This is a genomic window from Halodesulfovibrio aestuarii DSM 17919 = ATCC 29578 (genome assembly GCF_000384815.1).
GTDB classification, from domain to species: Bacteria; Desulfobacterota; Desulfovibrionia; order Desulfovibrionales; family Desulfovibrionaceae; genus Halodesulfovibrio; species Halodesulfovibrio aestuarii.
This window is the reverse complement of sequence record NZ_ARQF01000021.1, coordinates 818568-843247: the sequence shown is the minus strand read 5'-3', so window position 1 is coordinate 843247 and position 24680 is coordinate 818568. Positions and strand designations below refer to the sequence as shown.

The following is a 24680-nucleotide window of genomic DNA, read 5'->3' as shown; positions in this document are numbered from 1 at the left end:
ACATAATTATATGAAAGTGTCTGCTAATCACAAACAGTGTAAACTTACGTTTGTTTAGTCATTACACAGGACTTACTATTATACAAGATTGCAGCGTATTAAAAGGCCGCTCAAAGATTGCGGGAATGGCGAATGACGCCGTTTGCAGAGAATGTGGCTCTTTGCATACGCTAGTGAAAAATGTGGAAGACATTTGTACCGAAATTTACAAATTTGTCCAGTACAAGCAGAAATGTGACGGTTTTTGAATGAGTAAGATGAAGCAAATACATGTGTATTGTGCTGCATGTTGTGAGTGTTTTATGGCGTCACTCTTAGTGGCGATAGAGGAACTTGCTGACAGCTTGTTTGTGCTTGAGAATAAAAGCTTACGCAACAGTGAAGAGTATCAGTTAAAAAGGTCGGTTGTTAGAACCTCAGGTGAAAATGTACTTCTTTGATGTGTTATGAATGAGCTCTCGACGTTTATTTCTAGTCTCATAAAAAATGAAGGATACGTGCTACCAGTGATTAGTTGTTATATGTTGCAGCTGTGCAATTCTTTGTGTTGCCTTGCTGCAACAAAGCTGCATTCAATAATGAACTGAAAAACAAAAAAGTCAGATAAAATAGGTGCTTTCATCTAAAAAATTCTGAAAACTCATACGTAAAAAGTACAAAGCTGTGGCGTGATTTTTGCAACTTCTGATTCAGGAGAATGTTATGACTAACACAGAAACAACTACTGAACATGATGGCTTGCTACAGATTGCTCAGCTGCAGCAACGCGCCGTTGAATTTGCTGAATCTGGCATGATGGAAGAAGCATTAGAGGCGGCAATGGTCTGTATTGGATTACAGGAAGAAGTTGCACCTGAGAATATGCTTTTGAAAGCAAAGCTCATTCAGAATGCAAGCCGTATTTTATTATATAGTGGAGACATGGAACAAGCAGAAGCCATTGCTAACGAAGGTATTGCCATTATGCAAACCGCGCAGGGCACTACCGCAGACGATATGGCGCAGGCGTTTCTCAATCTTTCTTCTATTCTTTATGCGAAGGAAGACTTCGACAACGCAGCACTTGTCCTTATGGAATCTATTACTATCTGGACTCATGAAAAAGGTCACGACTGTGCAGAAGTCGCAGACTGTCTCAGCAATTTAGGACGGCTGCGTGAAGAACAAGGCAAACCGGAAGAAGCTTTAGAACTGCATCAGCAGGCAATCGAGATTAAAAAGCAGGTGTTCGGTGATCACGAGCAGACTGCCTTCTCAATTATGAACAAGGGGCTCGCATACATGCTTCTTCAGCAGTTCCAAGAAGCAAAGAACAGCCTTGAAGAAGCTATCAAGTGTTGTGAACGAATAGGTCAGGATGATTCTGAATTAGCTAAAGCTTGCAAACAGAACCTTAGCATCTGTATGCAGCAACTGTAATTTAAGGAGTTGTTCTAAGCTACTTTTCTCAGAACCTTACGGCTTATATTCATCACCTACTTTTTCTGAAAATTTTTCAGGCTGTCCTATTTAGTTAGGGCAGCCTTTTTTGTTTGTTTACGTCAGTGAGGTATGAAGTTGTGTACGATTCTAGAAATCATGTCAGCACCCCGCTAATAGAAGCTTTACGCGGGGGCTGAGGGCAAAGGGAAAAGCGTTGCAGATTTGTCATGACCTCTTTTTAAAGAAAAAAGTATCTAACTAGTTAATAAAAAATAAAAAACAAGGTATGGCTGAATATAAGAATTATTTTTTATAATCTGCAGCATGGTTAGGTCGTGCATGAAAAAGCATAAGATTGTTGGGCTGGTCACCAGTTTGTTGTTTACTGTTGCTGCGTTGTGCGGCTGTTGGAAAGTTGGTGCAGACTATGTTGCACCAGATCTTACGGAGTTCCATGGCAAAGAATGGAAGGTGCGCGCCCCAATGTTACAGCATGAGAGTGTTGCTGCACTTTGGTGGACGCAGTTTAACGACAATGAACTGAACAGACTGGTCGAAACGCTATTTATGCAGAATTTATCGTTGAAGATAGCGCGCGAACGGATAGTTGAGGCCCGATCACAACGCGGCGTTACGCGGGCAGACTTGCTACCACGGGCGTATCTTGGTGGATATGGTGCACACACTCGTGCCGCTGATGATGCACAAGGAATTGTGGGTGTGCCGGGAGGAGTACAGACCAATCTTTTTGCAGGTGCAGCTCTTGCGGGGTGGGAACTGGATTTATGGGGACGTGTGCAACGGCTTGTAGAAGCGGCTGACAGTACCATAGAGGCAAACCGTGCTGCGTACGGTGATGTGGCTGTTTCACTGGTGGCAGAGTTGGCACTTGCCTATGTTGATTTGCGGGCTGTGGAATCACGCATTCGGATTTCAGAACGAAAACTGTTGTTATTAGAGCAGCGGGCTAGACTTACGTGTGCGCGGCTGAACGCGGGGACAGGAACACGGCAGGAATACTTACAGTCGCAAGCGATGGTTCGAAATGAAAAGGCACAGCAGCGGGTGCTGAGTCAGGCAAAGGCTGTTGCAGAAAACAGTATTGCCGTACTGTTAGGGATTCCACCCAGTGAATTTTCGTGTGCCAGAGGTTGTCAGCTTACGGTTCCTGCTGTGATGGGGATAAGTGTTCCTGCAAGTTTGATTTCACGCAGACCGGATGTCCGCAAAGCAGAGCAGGAATATGCAGGGGCTGTGGCGCTGGTGGGGGCAGCAGAAGGGGAGCGTTATCCTAAAATTGTTTTGGGCGGCATGCTGAGTTTTCAATCAACTGATGTGGATAAGCTGTTTCATGCAGACACTCTTGTCTATACGTTCGGTAGCGGACTTTTGGTTCCGGTGTTTACCGGAGGACGTATTGATGCCCAGATTGCAGTGCAGGCCTCGCAGGCAGAACAACGCAAGTTTCAGTTGCAGCAGACCGTAGTTGAGGCTGTGGCAGAGATTGAAGATAGTGCAGTCGGGGTAGTAGAAAAAGGTCGGCAAGTTCAAGATGTTGCATGGGCCCTGCAAAAATTGTCACAGGCGACTGTTCTTGCAGAGCAATTGTTTGCAAGTGGACTTGCGAATAAGGATACAGTTGTTCAGAGAGAGTTGGAACAAGTGGATTTGGAAGATTCTCTTGTAATCGCACATCAGCAGGAACTGGGTGAAGTTATCCACCTGTACCGGGCCTTGGGCGGTGGTTGGAGTGTGGCAGAACATGCAGGGAAAACCGTGACTGATAGGAGAAATGGCACATCTACTACAGGGAAAGCAGATATGGACACAGTTAGGAGTGTCGGCAAGGAGCTGGGGCATGAATAAAAGAAAGATGCTGTTAATTCTACTTATCTTCTGTGTAGGACTTGTGTTCTGGTGGTACTTTTCTCCTTCGAGAATAATGGAGGATACCAGCGAAATAACGTTGTACGGTCAGATTGATCTGCGAACTGTGCAATTAACGTTCAGTGAGCAGGAGTACATTGAAGAAATGTATGTGGATGAGGGGGATGTGGTTCAGAGTGGACAGGTGCTGGCTGTGCTCAAAAAAGATCGGCTTGCGGCGCAGTATAAGGAGGCTGTCGCCCGCGTGGATGCTCAGAGAAAAGTGGTACAGCGACTGACAACAGGGCTGCGCCCGGAGGAAGTATCGCAGGCACGGGCAAAGGTTAATGCAGCGCAGATTCGATTGAAAAATGCTAATTCGCTGTTACGTCGTGTGAAGACAACAACGCCATCCGGCGCAAGCACCCGAAAAAGCCTTGATGATGCTGTAACGGCGGTTGACTTAGCTCGGGCGGAACTGGCTATTGAAAAAAATGGATTGAGCCTCGCAGAGGAAGGGTACCGCAAAGAAAATATTGCAGAATCTGAGGCAACGCTAAAAGGGCTTCAGGCTGCTGTAGAGTTATTACAGGTTCGTATGGGAGAACTGCAACTGACTGCGCCTGTTGACGGCATTATTCAAAACCGGATTGCAGAAGCAGGTGAGCTGGCATCGCCAGCTCGTGTGGCATTTACCCTCGCTGTTACGGAGCCTAAATGGGTGCGCGCATACTTGCCGGAGCCGGAGCTTGGATGTGTTTCAGAAGGTATGATTGCAGCTGTGTATTCTGACTCATTTGCTGAACCGTTTGAAGGCTGGGTGGGGTTTATTTCCCCTCAGGCAGAATTTACACCGAAGCGGGTTGAAACCACAGAGTTGCGGACCCAGCTTGTATATGAGGTGCGGGTATGGGTGGATGATCCTGATAACAAGCTCAAATTGGGGATGCCCGTGACTGTTAAACTGGATACAGTGGCTAGTAAGAACATCAATTCTGATTTAGAAAATATTTCGGAATTAAATATAGAAAAAGATAGGTTCGCGAACTTAAGCAGCGACTTACGGAAGCAGTAACTGTATGACGATGCATGAAGATCAGGAAGGGCGGCCGTTGTTGCAGGCTGTGGATTTGCGTGTTGTGTTCAAACCCAAGAGTGACCATCCGGTTGTTGCGTTGAACAACTTAAATCTGCGCGTTGAGGCCAGAAGCGTCACTGGGCTTGTGGGGCCGGACGGTGCGGGTAAAACAACTTGCCTGCGCCTTGCGGCAGGGCTGCTTGTCCCACAGTCTGGCAGTATGCATGTGCTTGGACATGACGTTGTGCACGAGGCAGACCTCATACGTCCAAGAGTCGGCTATATGCCACAGCAATTTGGACTGTATGAAGATTTGACCGTGCAGGAGAACCTAAATTTGTACGCAGACTTGCAAGGCGTTCCAATGGCGTTACGTAAAGATCAGTTTGCTCGTCTACTTGATATGACGGATCTTGAAAAGTTCACCGATAGACGCTCCGGCCAGCTTTCCGGTGGGATGAAGCAGAAGTTAGGGCTAGCATGCTGTCTGGTAAAAGTGCCTGAGTTGCTTATTTTGGACGAACCGACTGTAGGAGTAGATCCGGTTTCGCGGCGCGATATCTGGCGGATAGTGTATCAGCTTGTTGATGAAAAAGGTTTGGGCGTAGTTGTGTCCACAGCCTATTTGGATGAAGCGGAACGCTGTAATAATGTGGTGGTAATGCACAACGGTTCGAAGCTGGCTGAAGGAACGCCAAAAAGTTTTTATAGCAGAGTATCAGGGCGTGTCTTTGTTGTTGCGCCTCAGCCGCCTCAGACAGCCCGTATGTTGCATGGAGAGGTGCTTCAGAGAAGCGATGTTGTCGATGCTTCCATCCAATCCGGCATGGTTCGCACTGTGTTTTCGAAAAATAGCCCCGTATTAACAAATGATGTAGCTGAAACCCACAGTAGCCCTATCGAAGGGGAGTCCGAGAAAAAGACGCTTCGAACAATTCCTAAAGATTCACTTGTTCCTGTTACCCCAAGGTTTGAAGATGTTTTTGTGGATATGCTTCAGCAGGACGGCACTGTCATAGAAAAACCGCTTCTAGCTGCGCCAGATGAGGATACCGTTAAGCAAACAAGACCTGTTGCAATGAAGAATGCTCCCGCTATTGTTGTTTCAAGTCTGTTAAAGCAATTTGGAACGTTCACCGCTGTACGCGATATTTCTTTTACTGTTCATCGTGGTGAGATCTTTGGTTTATTAGGTGCGAACGGGGCAGGTAAAACAACAACGTTTCGTATGCTTTGCGGGTTGCTGAAAGCATCCGGTGGCGAAATTCACGTTGCCGGAAATGATATGCGTAAAACGCCGTCTAAAACTCGTTCGCGAATTGGGTATATGGCGCAAAAATTTTCATTATACCAGCAGTTCACAGTGAAGCAGAACTTGCGTTTTTATGGCAAAGCCTACGGATTGCATCGGGCGCAGTTACAACAACGGTTAGACTGGGCATTGCGCGAATTTGATATGGAAGACCGGAAAGATGTTATAACGCAAAGCTTACCTGCGGGATTCAAGCAGCGGCTGGCAATGGCGGCAGCCATGCTGCATGAGCCGGAGATTTTGTTTCTGGATGAACCCACATCAGGTGCTGACCCGCTTGCGCGTCGTGAGTTTTGGGCTCGGATAAACAAATTTGCCCGTGAGGGAGTAACGGTCATTGTTACTACGCATTTTATGGAAGAGGCAGAATACTGTGATCATTTGTTGATTATGGCGCAAGGGCAGCAGCTTGCAGCGGGAACACCGGCACAAATCAGAGAGTATGCAGTGAGCGAGAAAACGCCGGAGCCAACAATTGAGGATGCCTTTATACAGCTTGCTGAAAGTTAGTACAGCGCCGGAAGGAACTCATATGACAGGGATATCATATATACGGCTTCGCGGTTTTATCCGTAAGGAAATGCTGCAAATAAAACGTGATCCAAGCAGTTTGTTGTTGGGGCTTGTGATGCCTGTTTTGTTGTTGCTTATTTTTGGCTATGGCGTCTCGTTGGAACCGACGAATGTACCGATTGCGCTTGTGGTTGATGAACAGACTCCCGTCACGCAAGAGTTAAAGGCGCGGTTTCAATTATCCCGTTATTTTTCTCCGGTGACAGTGCGTTCAATGGCGGAGGCCGTTCAGCGTATGCAAGCAGACGAAGTTGACGGCATTGTGCATGTTCGTTCTAATTTTTCTTCGTTACTGGAATCGGGGGTAGAAGCACCAATTCAACTTATTCTTAACGGTATCGATGCAAACAGGGCGCGTATTGTTGAAGGGTATGTTCGGAATACCGTCGGATTATGGGCGCAGCATGCCGCAAATCAGTCCGGCAGAAGTTACAACTCTCCTCCCATTATCCTAGAGTCACGTATATGGTTCAATGCCGCAGCAAATAGTACATATTCTCTTATCCCTGGTTTGTTGACGTTAATAATGACCCTTATCGGCACGCAGCTTACCGCACTTGTCATAGCTCGGGAGTGGGAACGTGGAACTATGGAAGCTTTGCTGAGTACGCCGATTTCGGCGAACGAGATTCTTTTAGGTAAATTGTTACCGTACTATGCGCTTGGTATGATCGGTATGGGGTTTTCCATTACACTTGGTGTTTTTTTATTCCATGTACCGCTTCGCGGGTCGTTGTTTGTTCTTATTTGTCTGGGCAGTGTTTTTTTGCTCGCGTCACTGGGTTTCGGGCTGTTTATTTCCTCTGCCGCCAGAATTCAGTTTGTATCAGCAATGGGATCGGTTTTGTCTGCGTTTCTTCCGGCTTTCTTTTTGTCTGGACTAATGTTTGATTTAAAAAGCACACCTGTGATTGTTCAGTATATAAGTACTATTATCCCCGCTAAGTACTTTGTTACCATTACGCAAACGTTGTTTTTGGCAGGTAATGTGTGGTCTGTGCTGCTCCCCGCTAGCTTTGTACTGGTTATAATGAGTATTGTTTTGCTCGTAGCCGCCCGTAAAAAATTAGGACGAAGGTTGCCGCAATGATCGAAATACTCCAGCGGATTGCTACACTTATCGTGAAAGAGTTCTTACTGATTCTGATTGATCCCAAAAGTCGTTTTGTAATCATCGTACCGCCGTTAATACAGTTTTTTGTCTTCAGCTATTCTGCAACGTTTGATCTGCAAAATGTGGAGTATGCTGTGTTGGATGAGTCGAATACTGTGCTCTCTCGTTCATTATTGAGTAGATTCAGCGGGTCGCCACATTTTTCACTGGTGGGTATGCTGGACACAACAGCACAGGTCCCAGAATTGATTAATAATAGAGCAGTGCGGCTCGTGCTTCATATTCCCACTGATTTTGCAGACAGGGTTCGTAATCATGAACCGGCAGTCCTACAGGTCATAGCTGACGGACGCAATTCCAACGTTGCGTCTGTTGCCCTTGGCTATGTGCAAGAGATAACAGAACAGTATGGCGAGTCTCTACAGGCCAGGTTTGTCTCCACCAGCCCCCGTATTTCGCTTATTCAGCGTTCATGGTTCAATAGAAATATGGAAACGCGTTGGTATATTGTTTCGTCTTTGGGTGGGATAATAAGCATGGTTATTGTTATGCTTTTGTCTGCGCTTTCTGTGGCACGGGAGCGAGAGTTTGGCACATTTGATCAACTTCTCGTCTCACCGTTTCAACCAGCAGAAATCTTAATTGGTAAAGCCGTGCCATGTGTATTTTTTGGACTGATGGACGCAACAATACTGTCTCTCGCAGCAGCCTACTGGTTTGATGTGCCGTTCAGGGGTTCAATTGTTGCGCTTGTCATCGTACTTTTAGCATTTTTGATAGCAGTTGTTGGAGTGGGGCTGTTTATTTCATCCATATCCGTGACAATGCAGCAAGGTTTACTCGGTGCGTTTGTCTTTATTATGCCATCAGTATTACTTGGCGGGTTTACTACACCTATAAGTAACATGCCGCAGTGGTTGCAAAATGGTACGCTTGTTAATCCTCTCAGATACGTAGTGCAGGCTTTGCGAGATATCTTTCTCATGGGAGCGGAGCTATCCACAATATGGCATTATATATGGCCGTTGCTTATAATCTCTGCCGTAACTATGCCCGCCGCCGCTGTTATGTTTCGGCACAGAACGCAGTAGTTTTGATTTGCCTTCTAAAACTTTCAGGGGCGATTTTCGCGGGGCGTTAATAGCCTTATTCTTTAGCTCCTGCCTGTGAAGAGGTTCCGAGCCAGATAGCGGTTAATGCGAGAATGCCACCTGCAAGCTCCATAATACCTGCTGGTCGGGCAAAAAAGAGAATATCCCAGATGAAGGAGAGTGTAGGCATGATGAGAATTGTTAATCCTGCCTGCGAGGTTGAGATATTTGGCAGCCCGCGAGAAATGAGCAGCCAGCCTGTGGCCTGACTTACAAGTCCGTAGAGGAACAGCCATATGCCGTCTGTTGCAGTTGGAATAACTATTGAAGTGGAGTTCCATATAAAGAAAATGCCCATGCTGGCAGCAGACGCAAGTGATACGAGCGCTACTACTGCGATTGGTGAAATCTTCGGGCTACGTACTTGAATATGGCGTACTATGAGGGTGTAAAATGCAAGCCACAGTGCTGCGGCAAGTCCAAGTCCAATGCCTGAGAATTCACTTGTTAGGAGGTTGTCGAGTGTGATGCCGATAAGCATGCAAAGTCCTGCAAGCGCCAGAGGGACGGCTAAGGCAAAACGGACTGTGATGCGTTCTTTAAAGAAAATCCAACCGGCAACAGCAAGGAAGAATACCTGAAAATTAACGAGGATTGTCCCGACTCCGGGGCCTAAGATGTTGATTGAGCGGTGCCAGGCTGTTAAATCCAGTGTGAGAAGGACTCCACCCAGACATAGCATGCCGAAATGCTTTTTCAGTAAAATAAAGATGGCTTCACGACATTGAAAAAGTGATAGAATAAGTAGGCACGATCCGCCAATGAATGTGCGATAAAAAGCAGAGACATCAGGGCTAGTGCTGGCGAGTTTTGCAAATATAGCTGAAAAGCTGATGCAAATGGCACCTGCGAAAACACTCAGTAGAGCTGAAGACGTATTAGAACTAGGCATTGGTACACTCGTTATTTGTACAATACATTAAATAGAAGGAAAAAATATCGCACTCAGCCTGTGACTCGCAGTTTAGTGAGTAAAATTTAGTATAAATTTAAACTAGGTAGCGAATACAAACACGGTGCGATAGAGTTCTTCGAAAAAGTAAATAGTAATCACCAGCATCTATCAAAAAAATATGATAGTTGAAATCGCGCAGTAGCAGGAAAGAGTAGAGAATACAATCTAAGACTGCAGACAGACAAAAAATAGATAAGAATGATAGGTGCAATTGAGTACAACATGCTGGAGTTACGTATAGTGATAAGAGCTAATTGTACAAGGTGCGGCAAAAAAATCTGGATGGGACAAAAACGTTACGAAATAAATTAAGAAAAAAGACTAAAGAGATATAAAGGCAGGGTGTTTTGATAGGTTATCTTTAAGGAATTAAAAGATAATTTCTTAAAGATACAAGAGGCAAAAAGGTAAGAGTAATCATTACAGACTTTTCCTTGACCTTTACCCAATAATGAGAGTAAAAGTCGCATCTCAAACGCGCCTGTAGCTCAGATGGATAGAGCGGCCGCCTCCTAAGCGGCAGGCCACAGGTTCGACTCCTGTCAGGCGCACCATCTCTTATCTGAAGAGTTCAAAAGTTCTTATTCTTTAAGGACTTTTTTTATGTTTAATGAAAACTGTACTAGTCATAGTTCTTGCTTCCGCTTGTTTCAAGTAAAAACTTTAAACGAGGGGGAAAAAACTATGAGACCTACTGTTGAATCCGCGTGGGACCTGTATAAAGAATTAAAATTACCTTCTGTACGCAAACCAAAAACTGACATTCGAGTGTGGGAAATGCATATTGCTCCCTACTTAGGTGCCAAAGAATTGGATGCCGTTAGAAGTATCGACGTTCTCCGCCTTCGATCTCAAATCGAAGCAAAACAACTTAGTCCACAATCTGTGCACCACGTCTTAGGCTTACTTCGCCGAATTCTTCGAAAGGCCGTCCAGTGGGAATTATATCAGGGACCACTGCCAATATTTGAAATGCCCAAGGTTCAGAATGATAGAACACGGTTTCTTACATTAGAAGAAGCTGCGATCTTACTTAATGAACTGAAGCGGCGTTCCGAGTTATGGCATGACATAACTCTCTTCGCACTTTCTACCGGTTTACGCTCCGGAGAAATCTTCAATTTACTTCCTGAACATATCAATCTTTTAGCAAAGACTGTTGCTGTCGTAGATACAAAGTCAGATAACAGGGTTGTGCCGCTCAATGATGCAGCACAAGCGATTGCTAAAACCTACCTTGCCCGTAATACGGGAACATATCTATTTACTACCATTCACGGAAATAAAATTCAGTTTGCTGGAAAGCTCTATCGAGGAGTTGTTAATTCCTGCGGCTTAAACAACGGTATGCGAGACCGTCGCCAGCGCGTTGTTTTTCATACGTTACGTCACACCTTTGCCTCATGGCTTGTACAAGGTGGAACTCCTATTGCTGTTGTGAGTCACCTTTTGGGGCACAGCGATATAAAAATGACTATGCGTTATGCCCATCTGGCTCCTCAGCAAGGAAGAGAAGCTGTAACGTACATTGATAATTATATGCAAAAGTTTATGCGGTCAACCGTATAAGCGAAATAAATTTCAATAGGTTACAGCCGATTTTATGCAAGCAGAGTCGAGCGGATTCAAGAATAATCGAGAACAATCGAGTCGATTCAAGCCGATTCGAGCCGAACCAATAACATTCCAAAATTTCTCGATTAATCTTGCTTCGTATGTTTTCCTCTTTCGGAGTCCGTAGGCAGGACATGTGATGTGGTCCCATTCTTCGAATGGTGCCACATCACAGCCTGCCACCTAAAGGTGGAGAAGAACTTATTCGCCTACCGGCTCAACGTAAGAAAACACACAATACAGTCTGAAGACATGCACAGGGAGAAACCTGCAATGAAATTGAATACACTAAAGATCAAACACGCAAAGCCGGCTGAAAAAACATATGCATTGCCCGATGGAGATGGACTGCAATTGGAAATTACTCCCGAAGGAAGGAAACATTGGCGTTATAGGTACCAGTTGAACGGGCATAGCAACAGAATGTCATTTGGTTCTTATCCAGATGTGGGGCTAAAAGACGCGCGCGGTATGCGTATGGCAGCAGAAGAACTGATAGCGCGTGGGATTGATCCGGTAGAACAGAAGAAGCAGGGCGAAGAAGAACATCTTGTTCAACTACCAGCTCCCGTTGAGTTCGAGCTTGGTGAGCCCTTGGTTTATAGAAAAATGCCGGTCGTTCCTACGCAGTTACTAGCGCAATTTTACGGATGTAACGTAAAAAATATTAAGCAGAATTATAAAAGAAATGAGGCACGGTTTGTCGAAGGGAAGCACTACTTCAAGCTAGAAGGAGAAGCACTTCGAGAGATAAAGCGCTTAGCCTCTCAAAGAGGCCAAGTGGAAATTTCTACCCAAACCCCAACCGTGCTTCTTTGGACAGAACGCGGCGCAGCTCGTCACGCAAAAATGCTTGAAACTGACGCTGCATGGGATGTTTTCGAGAAGCTAGAAGATGCCTACTTTAACCGCGAGGTAGCCCCAGTGGTCGAGAGTTCTTCTCTGGGCAGAAGGTATTTGCAAAAATATTTGGAACTTGATGTCATAACTTCATTGACAGTTGCTGAGGAATTGCAAGTTGAACACAGCTATGTGGTAGCTAATATTTGGGCTCTTGAGCAGTCTCTCGAAGTAATGGAGCATAATTTTCGCATTGGTGAAGCAGTTGTTGAAGGAAGAGAGCGGATTTCTATCGTGGCAATGACACAGGCCGGATTTAATCTGATGATGCAGCATTATTCTGGAAAGCGAGTTAAAGATTTTATGCTCCATGTTGCTGAAGAGTTTGCGTTATGTCGTCCGCTGGTTGCCACGACGAATACAGTTAAGCAGGTTACGCCTCGCGTGATTAAACCCTGCATCGATGCCAGGAGAATGCTTGCCTTAAAAGGTGCATTACGAATTTATGCCGCCATAGAAAATAGGACCTATGATGAAACTTCCGCAGAGTTGTGCGCGTATTTTAAACTGGCAAGACTGGAAGACTTGGGGCTTGAATCCTATGAGATAGCCCTTGAGTACGTCTGGATGGGAATAGAGCGGCCGCATATTCCAAATGTTCAGACAGAGACGCTATGCTCAGATGAGAGTTATTCCATGCTACGTGGCGCACTGGATTTATGGGTGTATCATGCGGAGACTCGCTCTTATGAAGAAGTAATGAAAGAGTTTGAAAGAACGACTGGAATTGGCTCGCCTGAGTTTATTCCAGAAAAAGATGTGCTCAAAGTGTTGCTTATTGTTTGGGGTAAGCTAAGCGCGGCACTGGCCTTAAAAGAGGTGGCATAGCGAGCCAGTTCTATGAATCAAAAATCTCCAGAAAAGAAACGTAAGGTCTGCATGAAATCATACATGACAGAATCAGAACGTGACCGCATTGTTGCCTTGGCCGAGCAATGCGGTCTTTCTGTATCTGAGTTCATGCGCCGTGTTGTGTTGGGGCAGGAAGTTAACTCCAAGGTGGATAAAGAAGCATTCCTGAATCTGCTGAAGGTCAATGCTGACCTAGGTCGTCTTGGCGGTCTTTTTAAGTTGGCGTTAACTGATGGTGTGAACAAGATAGCGAGCCATAAGGAAGTGCGCCGAATCTTACATCAGATTGAGGATAGGCAAGAGGAGCTGCGACAGCTCATCAGTACAACTGAACGCGTCGTGCTGAAGCGGGACTCTGAGAGAAGGCGATGATATCAACGAAACAGCCTTCTCCTAAGCCGAGGAACGACAACTACGCACGTCTGGCCAACTACATTGCCGATGCTTCGCATGAAGGTGAGAAGTGCCTTATGGCGTGGAGCGCCGGCTGCATGGCTGGGGATGATTTTCAATTAGGCATATCTGAAGTGTTGGCGACCCAGGATTGCAATACGCGTACGAAGAAAGAAAAGACCTACCACCTCATTGTTTCTTTCCGGCCGGAAGACGAAGCAAAGCTTACTGAGAAAGATTTCAAAGAGATTGAAGAGCGCTTTGCTGAAGTGCTTGGGTTTGAAGATCACCAGCGCCATTGCGGGATACATAACAATACAGCTACCCCCCATATGCACGTTGCATACAATATGATTCACCCAGAAAAGAAAACTCGCCATGCCCCGTATTATGACTACTGGAAGCGCGATGAGTTGTGCCGGAAGCTTGAGAAAGAATATGACATAGCCATCGACCCGGGAAGGAAGCAACGCAAGGAGCTGCATTGCTACCTCACAGATAGAAAAGAGAGGATTTTGCCGGCAGTTAACGCGGCTCAATCATGGGAGCATGTTCACGCAACAATGGCTCTGTTTGGTTTGCAGATGACTTGCAAGGAAGATGTTCAGCTCACTCCCTTTGAAGGGGTTGGTAGAGGATGCAGAGTTGCTGGCGTAGAGATTCACACCTCGCTGAGTAAAACAGCCTTAGAAGAGCGTCTGGGCGCATTCGAGACGAAGAAAAATTTCTACCAAACGATGGAAGCCTTCGAGCCGAGTTCTCAAGCGAAGTCGGAGAATAACGAAAAAGCGGAAGCGCTGGAAGCCTACACTGGCCAAGAAAGCTTTGATGGCTACCTGAAACGGCACAAAGGGGTTATCGACGCTGCGCGTGATTCAGCGCTTTCGTGGAAAAGCTTCCAGAATACTCTACAGGACGAGCTGAACGTTACACTCAAAGAACGTGGTAGGGGCGCAGTAATTGCTGACCTTACTGTTAGGGGCAAGAATCAGCCTCATGCTAAACTTAGCAGCCTTGGGCGAGAGTACTCAAAGGCTAAGTTAGAAGCAAAGTTCGGCATGTTTAAAAAACTTGAAGGAGGGCGACAGGTTAAGCCGAAACGTCACTACAGTAGCAAGCCTCTTCACCGTGATCCGGAGCGTGGCGAGCTGTATCAGAAATATAAAGTCGGTATTGAAAGGCGTAAGTGCTTGTTCAACGAACAAAAGGAGCGAAGGGAACAAGAGACCCGAGACCAGAAGCTTAAATGGAAGATTAAGATTAAAAAGTATCAAATTGATAGCACCTTGAGCTGGAAAGAAAAGCGATACTTGGTCAATGCGGCCAAGGCCGAACAACTACGCCATGAAGAACTGCTGAATAAAAAGTACGCAGAGCAGCGTACCAAGATCAAAGAAGAGATTCCATACGGCAACTGGAACGAATTCCTTCGTCAACAGGCCGAAGCTGGTAACACGGCAGCGCTGGCCGTGCTTCAGTCAGCAAAGCCGAAAGAGAAGACTGCCTTTAAAGAACATGCTGCGGTGAAGCTGCTGGAAGGTATGACCTACACTGTCGATAATGAGGGGAATATTTCCTATAAACTTAAGAATGGCGGTGTGGTGCGGGATTGCCTTAAGGACATTTATGTGAGCAATGATGTTGAAGCTATCAAGTTTGCTGAAAAGCTGAGAGCAAGACGGTTTGGACGAAAAAGAGAGTGAATAATTACGATGAACTTAAAATGTAGTGGTTCATACTTGATCTGACACATAGCCCTTTTGACCGATCATCTGTCAGATCAAGTCGAAACTCTTACACTTAAAATCTCTCGGCCTGACGGCCGTGCCGGTTCAATTTCTGATCCGGGTGCCGAATAAAAAAAGCCTTTACTTGAAAAAAATGTTTTCGTGTAAAGGCTTTTTTTATTTTCGAAATCTATTTTGGCCCCACATTGTCTCCAGACAATGTTCCATTCATAAGCCTACGTTTTATCCTTTCAAGACTATCGGCAGGATAGTTTCCGAGTTTTTTACTTAAAATATGAAGTGCGAGTTCAGAATCTCCTTTCTTATAAGCAATACTAGCTTCCATCTTTGCGATAGGAGCAACAAATCTACTTGATGACGTTATTATCGACTGAAGCTCCTTGAGAGCTTTTTCCATTGTGGAAAGGTCTGAACTTTTTTCGGCAAGATCAAATTTTGTCATTATAGGATAAATATTATGCGGTAGAAGGATCATAGCCTCTGCTACTGTATTTAGTGCCCTTGTATAGTCCTGCTCTATGTAGAAGCTATATAATGCTCTCGCGCTATATGACATTTCTTTTGCTTTTTCTGAAACATTGGACTCAAGGGAACTAATTATTTCAAGTAAGATCTCTTTTTTATTAGCCAGATGAGTGGGATTTAAATTACGAACTAAGCAGTTAAAATATGCTTGTGCTAGGTATATATTCTTTTTGTTGTTGTTGTAACCTTGTTTCGCTAAGTTTAATGCAAGGTCATAGTCTTCAAGCTTAATATAAACGTTTACAAGTTCTCTTTGAGCTCTTGAAAATGAAGGGGTAATTGCGAGTGCTTTCTTATATTGTTCTAGTGCGTCAGCGTATCTTTCAGCATTTCTATAGTAAAAGCCTTTAAGAAAGTTTAATTCTGGTGCAGGGAACTGATGTGCAATCTTTAGTGCCTTATCATTTCTAGTTCGGGAGTATGAAAGGCATAAGAAAAACTTTGCTTCATATACGATATTTCGATCTAAATACTGTTCATTCTCTAAGAACTTGTTAGCGAAAGAAATAACATCGCCGTATGCTTTTGAGTGATGATATAAGTCTCGCATCGTTTTAATTAAAATTGAAGGAATGATCCGGCTATCGGATGGTGCAATCTTTTTTTGAATCAACCCTTCTTTTATTGTGCTTAAATGATCGGAAAGGTCGAAGTCATCTTCATAGTTCGCCAAAGAGTTTTCAACGTGTTGCTTCATTGCTTTTTCAAATTGAGAAGGAATTTCGTATCTTGTTCTTTGAACATAATCACGAAGCATATCGTTAATTCTAAAAAATTCCCCATTAACACCCATCTGGACACATGCACCTGTGTTTGTAAACTCATTGAGTAGCAGATAAGATTCTTCATCCTTACCAATAATGTCATCAGCAAGCTTGTAGCTAACAAAATCAAATTTAGAAAAGAAAGCTAATAAGCCTATTGCCTTCTTGTTTTCATTATATTCCTGGATGGTTATGTTAACTAGCTCTGAGTTGTAATCTACAATTTTTTTTGTATCACGCTTAAGATTTGGGACTCCTAATTCACGTATTAAGTCTACAGTAAAGGCTACTTGATCTGGGTAGCCTTTTTGTAGTGAACTAAATAAGTTAAAATCTTCTCTAGTGAGCTCCAAATTATATAAATCTAGATAACGTCTAAATAGACCTGCACGTTCTTTTTGCTCAAGTTCGGGGATAAAAATTGAAAAGATTTCACCACGTGTCCTATAGAAGAAATTTTTCACTGTAGTTCTTGAGGCAATAATAAATGTAGCCCGATCAGTATGCTGTGAGAGTTTTGTTAATAAGGAGTCGAACCAGTCCGTGAAACGACCTTCTCTAGTAACCAAGCAGCCATTGTCGTTAATCATAACGACTTCTTTTATTCTTTGGACATCTTTCATAAGAGAAAATGCAATATTTACTTTCTTTTCGATGGGGGTTTTCATTAAATTTCTGGTTTCAATGTGCTCTGTGAAACCAAGGTCATAAATTTTAAGAATAAAATCTTCTATGCTTTCATCTTGTTGCAGTTCGATTAGTGCTGGCTTGTAACTTTCATCAAAGAAACTCACTTTTTCAAAACAATGGGTGAGAAAAGATTTTCTACCAATTTTTTTTATTCCTGAAGCTATAAAGCAGATCGGGGTACCTTGATCATAATCAGCATATCTTTCTTCAAATTTTTGAATATGTTCGTTTCTGCCAATAAAAATTTTTTTTCGCGCTTTAAGTTGTGGATGTTGTTCCCAAGATACTTCACGAATTTTTTTTTCGATTCTGCGTACTACAGCGGCAACTTTTAAGACAGGCTTTAAGTTATACTCCCGTAGCCAGTCTGGGAGCCTTTTGTCATAGTAGGTTACATTTGTGTCGATAATTATTGGATAGAATTTTTTAAGCTCGTGTTTATCCAACCTGTCTTTTGCTTCAGTGATTTCTGTAAGCACCCATGTTGACTCAAGGGAATCATTTGAAATGAATAAAACAAAAATGTCAGTTCGATCTAAATTCTTGATGATTTCGTCAATAGACTTTTCGCCTTCTTCAAAAGACTTTTCATCCACTACATGGAAGTGACTTTTTAGCCTGTCAGAAACTAGAGATACAAAATGAGCTTTGTCTTTACTACTGTGAGATAGAAAACAAGTTGGCATGATAACTCCTTCTAGGGTGTGTAACGCATTGCTAAGCTTAATTTTTTTATTTAGCAACTCAGGTCTGGAAATGGTAAAAAAATTTATTGGAGGATGGGGGATGTTTTTTGCAGAAGGTAAATTTACACAAAATCTTCGTAGTCTTTGACGTTGTATCATTATTTTGGAGGTAGCTTGGCAAAAATGACTGGAAACAAAACTCCAGTTTTTTCGATGAGTTTCATTATAATATGGTGGGGAAATGGATTTTCAATTTTGAATTTTTATGTACCCCAATGAGACTCCATCCCTTACGGTATTGTATTCAAAAAGAGCTCGCAGCCTGATTGGTTGCGAGCTCTTTTTGTATTGATTTTGTTGGTATTTTTAAAAACTCCAGCGTGTAAGTTCTCTGTGCTGGGTTTTAATGGTCTGTTCTAATAGTTTTTTTCTATTGTCAGGGCGGGCGAAAATGTTACGACCGTTTTTTAATTTGTAAACAGTCGAACGAATCGTTTCGAGAAAAATATAAGGAAGCTCAATGACAATATTTGAATGCATAAGCAGTGGCGCTCTAATAGCACCCAGATCTACCATTTTTAGTAGTTCCTTTGTATGGATAATGCAGTTCGTTGCGCATTGTACAAAAAAATTTCTAATGGAATATATAAAATGTAAATTATATTTTTAGAAAAAATTGCGAGGTAGATATGCATAAGGTTTTTATTAGTTACCATCACGAGAATGATCAAGATTACAAGCAAAAGCTTCTTGATATGAATAAGAAAGATGAGATCTTTATCGATCGATCCGTTGATACTGGAAATGTAAAAGATAATCTTCCACCGGAAAAGATACGTACGATAATACGAGATAACTATCTTAAGGATACTACTGTAACGATTTTACTTGTTGGTACAGAAACAAAGAATCGAAAACACATTGATTGGGAACTTTATTCAAGCATGTATAATGGGGTAAAAAATAAACAATCTGGGATAGTGGTAATTCATTTGCCTGATGCAGAATGTAATGGATGCACGGTTGCACATGAAGGGGAACAAGAGTTTATATATCCAAACTTGGACTCATGGAAAAAATTCAGTAAACGTGAAGAGTATCATAAACTATATCCAGATGTTCCTGAGCGTATAATCGATAATTTGCTTAAAGAGAACGTTCATATTTCTGTTACGGATTGGAACATGGTGTGTACTGATCCAGAGAAACTACGATTTCTTATAAATAAAACCTTCGATGATAAGGGGAAGTGTGAATATGACATGTCTCGCCCAATGCGCAAGCGAAATAATTAATATAGATCTATCGAATTGATAGTGAACGATGTGTTATTTTTAAAGGATGTTGCAAATGTAACATCCTTTTTTACATGAATAAAGCGGTTGAAATAGGTTGTTAGGTTTACAATTGTAAATTTTAATTATATTTCATAACAGGTTGTCATTTAAGAAAATATTATTTTAATTTTGCTTAATTATGGATGCTATAATGAATATTTCTGAATTTGTTAGCAATTATCGTAATCATCCTGTGCTCTTTATTGGTACTGGCGTTAGTTTGAGATATCTAGAATCGTCCTATTCATGGGACGGTTTGCTTAAGCATATCGCTTTTGAGCTTACAGGTAATAATGAAGATTACTTAGACCTTAAATTGGAATGTCGAGAGGAAGGGAGTGCTAGGTTTGATAAACTTGCCACCATGCTGAGCGATAAATTTGAGGTAGTTGCGACTTCAGAGCGTAACGGTAAGTTTAAATATGTAAATGATATATTTTATGAAAATGCTGAAAAAGACATTTTTTTAAGTAGGTTAAAGATCTATTTATCTGAAGTGTTACGAAATATTGAATACAGAGACGGTATTCAAGAAGAATTAACTGCTTTTAGAAGAATGCGCAAAAATATCGGTTCCATAATTACAACTAATTATGATCTGTTAATTGAAGATTTATTCCAGTTTACCCCCATTGTGGGTAATAATTTATTGCTTAGTAATCAATATGGCTCTGTATATAAAATTCATGGCTGTGTGACAGATCCCACTAATATTATCATAACAGAAAATGACTATGAGCACTTTAAGGCGAAATATGAGCTTATTCGAGCGCAGTTACTATCCCTTTTTATTCATAATCCAATAATTTTTATTGGTTATAGTGTGGGAGATCAAAATATTAAGGAGTTGCTTCAAACTATTTTCAACTACGTTGATTATAACTCTGAACAAGCTGAGGTTATTCGGAGTCAGTTTTTGCTTATTGAGTATCAAACAGGAAGTGACTCAACTGAGATTGTCGACCATGATATCGTGATAAACGAAAATGTTACGGTTAGGATCAATAAGATCAAAACAGATAACTATGTCGCAGTATATGATGCGGTATCCAGCCTTGAGCTACCAGTGTCAGCAATGGATATTAGAAAAGTTCAAAAGGTATGGAAAAAAATAGTCACAGGTGGTTCAATTTCTGTAAAAATTACAGAAGACATAGATTCCTTGCAAAATGGGGACTTAGTGTTGGCTGTTGGTTCGGAAAAGACCATATCGTATGAATATCAAAATTTAGCAGAAATGATGGCAAATTATTTTGAAATTATTGAAGAAGATAATCGAGCCCTGCTGAGGGTAATCAATAAACAACGTATTAATTCTAATCAATATTTCCCGATATATGCCTTTGGTGAAATATGCCATGAAATTGAAAGATTAGATGAGTTGCAGTTACAACAACAAAATAAATTAAAGTCAAAAATTAATAGTATACCTAGGCGACATCAAATGGAGTTTCATTCAATAAGTGACATTTTTGAGTCTGATGCGATTACTGCAAGCCAAAAGGAAGTAGTAATACTTTGGAATTACTACAAAGAAAATATTAGTTCAGAGGATTTAAAAGGTTACTTGTTGCAATATTCTGGCAAGCTCAAGAGTACCAACTATAAATTCTTGCTTTGTGCATATGATTTCTTTGTGTGTGGAGGGGAAGGGGCAAGAGAATCGATTGAAGATTATTAAGATTTTTTAATCAACTACTTTTTGAGAGAATGAAAGTGAAGTTACTATTTGTTCATGGTTGGAATGTTACGAGTTTTGATAGCTATGGTGAGCTTCCAGATGCCTTAAAGATCTCAGCCCCTCCTGAGCTATCTATTGAAACAGAAGATCTTTTCTTAGGCCGGTATATTAACTTTGATGATGAAATAACTTTAGAAGATGTAGCTCGGGCTTTCAACAAGGCTCGATTAGATGTTGTTGGGAAAGAAGAGTTTTCTTGTATTACCCATTCTACCGGTGGGCCGGTAATTCGTTTATGGATGCATTTGTATTACGGAAGTAATGGTTTTTCTAATTGTCCCTTAAAACACTTAGTAATGTTAGCACCGGCTAACCATGGTTCCGCGTTGGCTGCCTTAGGGAAAAAAAGATTAGTTAGGTTTGCAAAAGAGTTATTTAAAGGTGTTGAGCAAGGCATTCAACTGTTACGTTGGCTTCAGCTTGGAAGTAATGAACAACGTGAGTTAAATATGGCCTGGTTAGATTATTCCCCAGAAAACAGCGATTGTTATTCTTTTGTTCTGACTGGGGAAACAATTGATAATAGCTTTTATGATTTTATTAATAGCTATTTAGTTGAGCCAGGGTCAGATGGTGTTATTCGGATTTGTAGTGCGAATATGAATTACCAGTATGTTGAGCTTATTCAAAACAATGATCCTGAACTGATTGGTTTTGATGGAAAAAAAATTGCGTTGCTTAGCCCCGTTCGTGGCATAGTTCAAAGTCCTTCAACTCCTTTAGCCATTATTCCTGAGGCGAGTCATTCTGGAACAGCTTTTGGTATTATGCGTAATGTTAAGCGTAATGAACCTGTTGTTTCACGTATTTTGGATTGCTTGAAAGTAGCCTCTCGTCAGGACTATGAAAATATAACACATGATTTTAATGCGCAATTACAGTTGAATCAAGAAACAACAGATAAATTTTCGATGTTAATTTTTCGCATACGGGATGACCGAGGCAACATTATCGAAGATTTTGATATGTTATTGCTTGCTGGAGAATCTTATCGCCCTGACATGCTACCTCAGGGCTTTTTTCAAGATCGACAGTATAATAAGCAGTCTGGGGCGCTTGTGTATTATATAAATCACAGTCAGATGGGAGAGGAAAGCCATTTTGGAATTAGAATTAACGCAAGACCAGATGTTGGCTTTTGCCGTTATGTTCCAATCGAATTTCGGTCAAATGGCTATGCTGTTCATGACATTTTAAAGCCAAATCAAACGATGCTTATAGATGTAGTTTTGAAACGAATAGTTGATGATGAAACTTTTCGTTTTGAACCATTAAGTGTTGCTAAAGGGGATTTTAGCAACACTGAGCCAACGCAGTCTGAAAATTGATTTATGTAAAAAAATGAATTGCTCTCAATTTGATTTTTTAAGGTTCTACAGGAAGTAGCATTCGAGCATGGGTTTAAAAAAAGAGTTGTACGTGGCATGTCCGGTGATCAAATTTATTTTGTTAGTATAATTTTAGCTGATTAGAGTTGTAATATGATGAGTCGTGAGAAAGAAGTGTTTGTCAAAGCCATTTTAACAGAGCTTGAAGATGACAATTTAGCTATTTTTGCAGGGGCAGGACTATCGGCAGGGGCTGGATTTGTTGATTGGAAAACGCTGTTAGAACCACTTGCTGAAGATTTATCATTAGATATTTCTAAAGTAACTGACTTAGTTGCGTTAGCTCAATACCATTGTAATGAAAATTGCGATAATAGAAGCAAAATAAACGATATAATACTAAATAAATTTTCACAGAAAAAAGATACGACTCCAACACATTCTGTGTTGAGCTCATTGCCAATATCGACTTATTGGACAACTAATTATGATAAACTAATCGAATTAGCTCTAGCTGAACGTGGAAAGTGTGTTGATGTGAAACATACAAACGAGCATCTGACTCTTACTAAAAGAGGTCGCGATGCCGTTGTATATAAAATGCATGGTGATGTTGACCATCCCAATAATGCAATTCTAACAAAAGATGACTATGAACAGTATCATTTAAAAATGGAACATTATCTGTCGGCACTGAAAGGTGATTTGATATCCAAGACGTTCATTTTTATAGGCTTTAGTTTTACTGACCCGAATTTAGATTATATTTTAAGCCGTGTTAGAGTTGCCTATGAAAAAAATCAGAGGCAGCATTATTGTTTTGTAAGGTCTGTGAAGGAATATGAATGTAATAGTAATGCTGATTATGAATACAACATGCGAAAGCAAGAATTATTTATAAACGATCTAAAAAGATTTGGAATAAAGGCCATCAAGGTTGAAGAATATTTTGAAATAACAGAACTATTACGCGAAATTGAATCTCGATATAAAAGAAAAACTGTATTTATATCTGGAGCAGCCCACGAGTATAATGATTGGTCAGAAGAAGACGCTTTGTTTTTTTTGAATAACTTAAGTTCAGATCTTATTAAAAAAAATTTTAAAATAGTTTCAGGTTTTGGGCTTGGTGTTGGGAGTTCTATTATTTCAGGGGCATTGGAAGAAATATATTTGAGAGGGGCTTCGCATTCCGCAGAGCAGCTTATATTGAGACCATTCCCATACCAAGAGGTTAAAAGTGATAATCTTAAACAATGCTATACCCAATATCGCAGCGATATGATCTCGCATGCTGGAATAGCAGTATTCCTTTTTGGTAATAAGAAGTTAAAGGATGGCACCTTGGCTATGTCGGATGGCATGAGTGAAGAATTTGAAATTTGCCTTCAGCATGGAATTCCAATTATTTTAGTTGGGGCAACTGGTTATATCACAAAGGAACTGCTTGAAGAATACTTGGATAAGGAGGAGTTACCTAATGACTTTAAGAACTACCTTATTCAGTTAGACAAAGTAAGTGACATTAAAGAGTTAAATGAATTACTTCTTGAAGCAATTCAACATACATGCAAGATGGAGAGGTTAAAATATGCCTAAACGAAGAGTTTTCTATAGTTTTCATTATAAGCCTGACGCTAGCCGAGCCTCACAAGTTCGTAACATTGGGGTTCTAGAGGGAAGTCGTCCTGCTACTGATAATGATTGGGAGAAGGTAAAGAAGGGGGGGGAGAAAGCAATTAAGGAGTGGATTGAGGGGCAAATGAAAGGTAAGTCCTGCGCAGTTGTTCTTGTTGGTGAGAATACAGGAGGTCGTAAATGGATTACTCACGAAATCGTAAAAGCTTGGGATAAGGGGATGGGGGTCGTTGGGATTAAAATTCACGGCTTAAAGGATTTAGACGGAAAGACGTCTCGTATGGGGGGGAACCCTTTTGATCACGTGATACATAGCCCGTCTAAAAAGAAATTATCAACGTTGGTTAAATGTTACAATCCAGTCGGGGCGACTAGTAAAGAAAAATATGCATGGATTAAGAAGCATCTTACCAACGCTGTTGAGGAAGCAATCAAGATTAGGTCTCAACATGACTAATAACACACCATAACACATGGTTTTAGATAATTTTAATAAATAGAAGTAAGCTTATTTATTAGTAGAGAGCTTACTTCTTTTATGTTGTTTGTAAGGTTTCAAATCTCAGGATGGGGGCGTAAGCTTACGTATAGAAAACCCCAGCTTCGATTTGAAACTGGGGTTTGTCAGCAATATGAAGCAGCCATTCGGCTGCTCTTTTTATAACTTGTTGGGATTGATCAATGATATCCCACGGTGGATGTGGCGAATACAAAGATCATTTATTTCAAGAGGTGACGAGTGTTCATGGTGCCACACTTTTAAAAGAGACGTGAACAATGTTTCATATTCACCAAACAGTGTGTAGCGGTTAATTTCACGCCCACGTTCTGTCATGTCAACTTCAGGTGGTGTCGTGCTGTGTTCCACTGAAAGGCAGAAGGCAAGGCGGCATAGGATATTTGGGGTAAGTCCTGTCTTTGCCTTTAATGACCTAAGCTTATTGTCTGCGTCTTTAGTAAAAGGAACGCGCTGTAGAGTAAGTTCGTTCATTG

19 protein-coding genes and 1 tRNA gene are annotated in these 24680 nt (G+C 41.8%); 16 read left to right on the top strand and 4 right to left on the bottom strand.

Going from position 1 to position 24680, the window contains the following annotated elements; genetic code table 11:
- Positions 1-702: 702 nt before the first annotated feature.
- From F461_RS0114745 to F461_RS0114720, 6 genes are all read left to right on the top strand, one after another.
- The gene (locus F461_RS0114745; RefSeq protein ID WP_020001935.1) at positions 703-1419 is read left to right on the top strand and encodes a tetratricopeptide repeat protein; all 717 of its coding nucleotides are present in this window, start codon (positions 703-705) and stop codon (positions 1417-1419) included.
- A 342-nt stretch (positions 1420-1761) separates the two neighbouring features.
- Positions 1762-3288 (top strand): efflux transporter outer membrane subunit, encoded by a 1527-nt coding sequence (locus F461_RS0114740; RefSeq protein ID WP_020001934.1) that lies wholly within the window; start codon positions 1762-1764, stop codon positions 3286-3288.
- The gene (locus tag F461_RS0114735) at positions 3281-4363 is read left to right on the top strand and encodes an HlyD family secretion protein (protein ID WP_020001933.1); all 1083 of its coding nucleotides are present in this window, start codon (positions 3281-3283) and stop codon (positions 4361-4363) included. The genes F461_RS0114740 and F461_RS0114735 overlap by 8 nt, the downstream gene beginning before the upstream one ends.
- Before the next feature lie 4 nt (positions 4364-4367).
- Positions 4368-6188 (top strand): ATP-binding cassette domain-containing protein, encoded by a 1821-nt coding sequence (locus tag F461_RS0114730; protein WP_020001932.1) that lies wholly within the window; start codon positions 4368-4370, stop codon positions 6186-6188.
- A 22-nt stretch (positions 6189-6210) separates the two neighbouring features.
- A complete protein-coding gene (locus F461_RS0114725) occupies positions 6211-7341 on the top strand; it encodes an ABC transporter permease (RefSeq protein WP_020001931.1) in 1131 nt (376 codons plus the stop codon).
- The gene (locus F461_RS0114720) at positions 7338-8456 is read left to right on the top strand and encodes an ABC transporter permease (RefSeq protein WP_020001930.1); all 1119 of its coding nucleotides are present in this window, start codon (positions 7338-7340) and stop codon (positions 8454-8456) included. The genes F461_RS0114725 and F461_RS0114720 overlap by 4 nt, the downstream gene beginning before the upstream one ends.
- Positions 8457-8511: 55 nt before the next feature.
- On the opposite strand, the gene F461_RS0114715 is transcribed toward F461_RS0114720, so the two are convergent.
- The gene (locus F461_RS0114715) at positions 8512-9408 is read right to left on the bottom strand and encodes a DMT family transporter (RefSeq protein WP_020001929.1); all 897 of its coding nucleotides are present in this window, start codon (positions 9406-9408) and stop codon (positions 8512-8514) included.
- Positions 9409-9948: 540 nt separating this feature from the next.
- On the opposite strand from F461_RS0114715, the gene F461_RS0114710 reads away from it, so the two are divergent.
- The 5 genes from F461_RS0114710 (at position 9949) to F461_RS18805 (ending at position 14933) form a co-directional block, all read left to right on the top strand.
- Positions 9949-10025: transfer RNA gene (locus tag F461_RS0114710), tRNA-Arg, on the top strand.
- 130 nt (positions 10026-10155) lie between these two features.
- Positions 10156-11040, top strand: a complete 885-nt coding sequence (locus F461_RS0114705; RefSeq protein WP_020001928.1) for a tyrosine-type recombinase/integrase — start codon at positions 10156-10158, stop codon at positions 11038-11040.
- Positions 11041-11358: 318 nt separating this feature from the next.
- Positions 11359-12813 carry an integrase arm-type DNA-binding domain-containing protein gene (locus F461_RS18810; RefSeq protein ID WP_211211864.1) on the top strand — a complete coding sequence of 485 codons (1455 nt, stop codon included), beginning with the start codon at positions 11359-11361 and terminating at the stop codon, positions 12811-12813.
- Positions 12814-12825: 12 nt separating this feature from the next.
- The gene (locus F461_RS18115; protein ID WP_020001926.1) at positions 12826-13209 is read left to right on the top strand and encodes a plasmid mobilization protein; all 384 of its coding nucleotides are present in this window, start codon (positions 12826-12828) and stop codon (positions 13207-13209) included.
- Entirely contained in the window at positions 13206-14933 is a 1728-nt protein-coding gene (locus F461_RS18805; RefSeq protein ID WP_020001925.1) for a relaxase/mobilization nuclease domain-containing protein, read from the top strand. The genes F461_RS18115 and F461_RS18805 overlap by 4 nt, the downstream gene beginning before the upstream one ends.
- A 214-nt stretch (positions 14934-15147) precedes the next feature.
- On the opposite strand, the gene F461_RS18105 is transcribed toward F461_RS18805, so the two are convergent.
- Together F461_RS18105 and F461_RS0114680 are read right to left on the bottom strand one after the other, a co-directional pair.
- Positions 15148-17643 carry a toll/interleukin-1 receptor domain-containing protein gene (locus F461_RS18105; RefSeq protein ID WP_020001924.1) on the bottom strand — a complete coding sequence of 832 codons (2496 nt, stop codon included), beginning with the start codon at positions 17641-17643 and terminating at the stop codon, positions 15148-15150.
- A 366-nt stretch (positions 17644-18009) separates the two neighbouring features.
- Positions 18010-18219 carry a hypothetical protein gene (locus tag F461_RS0114680; protein ID WP_020001923.1) on the bottom strand — a complete coding sequence of 70 codons (210 nt, stop codon included), beginning with the start codon at positions 18217-18219 and terminating at the stop codon, positions 18010-18012.
- A 113-nt stretch (positions 18220-18332) separates the two neighbouring features.
- Here F461_RS0114680 and F461_RS0114675 point away from each other — a divergent pair, with 113 nt between their 5' ends.
- The 5 genes from F461_RS0114675 (at position 18333) to F461_RS0114655 (ending at position 24144) form a co-directional block, all read left to right on the top strand.
- On the top strand, positions 18333-18938 hold the full coding sequence (locus F461_RS0114675) for a TIR domain-containing protein (protein WP_020001922.1): 606 nt from the start codon (positions 18333-18335) through the stop codon (positions 18936-18938).
- Positions 18939-19131: 193 nt separating this feature from the next.
- Positions 19132-20661, top strand: coding sequence for an SIR2 family protein (locus tag F461_RS0114670; protein ID WP_020001921.1), 1530 nt, complete (start codon positions 19132-19134; stop codon positions 20659-20661).
- A gap of 35 nt (positions 20662-20696) precedes the next feature.
- A complete protein-coding gene (locus F461_RS0114665; RefSeq protein WP_020001920.1) occupies positions 20697-22049 on the top strand; it encodes an esterase/lipase family protein in 1353 nt (450 codons plus the stop codon).
- Between the two features lie 153 nt (positions 22050-22202).
- The gene (locus F461_RS0114660; protein WP_020001919.1) at positions 22203-23648 is read left to right on the top strand and encodes an SIR2 family protein; all 1446 of its coding nucleotides are present in this window, start codon (positions 22203-22205) and stop codon (positions 23646-23648) included.
- Entirely contained in the window at positions 23641-24144 is a 504-nt protein-coding gene (locus tag F461_RS0114655) for a TIR domain-containing protein (protein ID WP_020001918.1), read from the top strand. The genes F461_RS0114660 and F461_RS0114655 overlap by 8 nt, the downstream gene beginning before the upstream one ends.
- A gap of 201 nt (positions 24145-24345) precedes the next feature.
- Here the strand turns inward: F461_RS0114655 and dndE are convergent, their stop codons facing one another.
- Entirely contained in the window at positions 24346-24678 is a 333-nt protein-coding gene (dndE, locus tag F461_RS18100; protein WP_020001917.1) for a DNA sulfur modification protein DndE, read from the bottom strand.
- Between the last annotated feature and the right edge of the window lie 2 nt (positions 24679-24680).

Bases quoted from the DNA above. Each gene is read 5' to 3' on its own strand.
- F461_RS0114745 (WP_020001935.1), top strand. From the start codon at position 703: ATGACTAACACAGAAACAACTACTGAACATGATGGCTTGCTACAGATT.
- F461_RS0114740 (WP_020001934.1), top strand. From the start codon at position 1,762: ATGAAAAAGCATAAGATTGTTGGGCTGGTCACCAGTTTGTTGTTTACT.
- F461_RS0114735 (WP_020001933.1), top strand. From the start codon at position 3,281: ATGAATAAAAGAAAGATGCTGTTAATTCTACTTATCTTCTGTGTAGGA.
- F461_RS0114730 (WP_020001932.1), top strand. From the start codon at position 4,368: ATGACGATGCATGAAGATCAGGAAGGGCGGCCGTTGTTGCAGGCTGTG.
- F461_RS0114725 (WP_020001931.1), top strand. From the start codon at position 6,211: ATGACAGGGATATCATATATACGGCTTCGCGGTTTTATCCGTAAGGAA.
- F461_RS0114720 (WP_020001930.1), top strand. From the start codon at position 7,338: ATGATCGAAATACTCCAGCGGATTGCTACACTTATCGTGAAAGAGTTC.
- F461_RS0114715 (WP_020001929.1), bottom strand. From the start codon at position 9,408: ATGCCTAGTTCTAATACGTCTTCAGCTCTACTGAGTGTTTTCGCAGGT.
- F461_RS0114705 (WP_020001928.1), top strand. From the start codon at position 10,156: ATGAGACCTACTGTTGAATCCGCGTGGGACCTGTATAAAGAATTAAAA.
- F461_RS18810 (WP_211211864.1), top strand. From the start codon at position 11,359: ATGAAATTGAATACACTAAAGATCAAACACGCAAAGCCGGCTGAAAAA.
- F461_RS18115 (WP_020001926.1), top strand. From the start codon at position 12,826: ATGAATCAAAAATCTCCAGAAAAGAAACGTAAGGTCTGCATGAAATCA.
- F461_RS18805 (WP_020001925.1), top strand. From the start codon at position 13,206: ATGATATCAACGAAACAGCCTTCTCCTAAGCCGAGGAACGACAACTAC.
- F461_RS18105 (WP_020001924.1), bottom strand. From the start codon at position 17,643: ATGCCAACTTGTTTTCTATCTCACAGTAGTAAAGACAAAGCTCATTTT.
- F461_RS0114680 (WP_020001923.1), bottom strand. From the start codon at position 18,219: ATGGTAGATCTGGGTGCTATTAGAGCGCCACTGCTTATGCATTCAAAT.
- F461_RS0114675 (WP_020001922.1), top strand. From the start codon at position 18,333: ATGCATAAGGTTTTTATTAGTTACCATCACGAGAATGATCAAGATTAC.
- F461_RS0114670 (WP_020001921.1), top strand. From the start codon at position 19,132: ATGAATATTTCTGAATTTGTTAGCAATTATCGTAATCATCCTGTGCTC.
- F461_RS0114660 (WP_020001919.1), top strand. From the start codon at position 22,203: ATGATGAGTCGTGAGAAAGAAGTGTTTGTCAAAGCCATTTTAACAGAG.
- F461_RS0114655 (WP_020001918.1), top strand. From the start codon at position 23,641: ATGCCTAAACGAAGAGTTTTCTATAGTTTTCATTATAAGCCTGACGCT.
- dndE (WP_020001917.1), bottom strand. From the start codon at position 24,678: ATGAACGAACTTACTCTACAGCGCGTTCCTTTTACTAAAGACGCAGAC.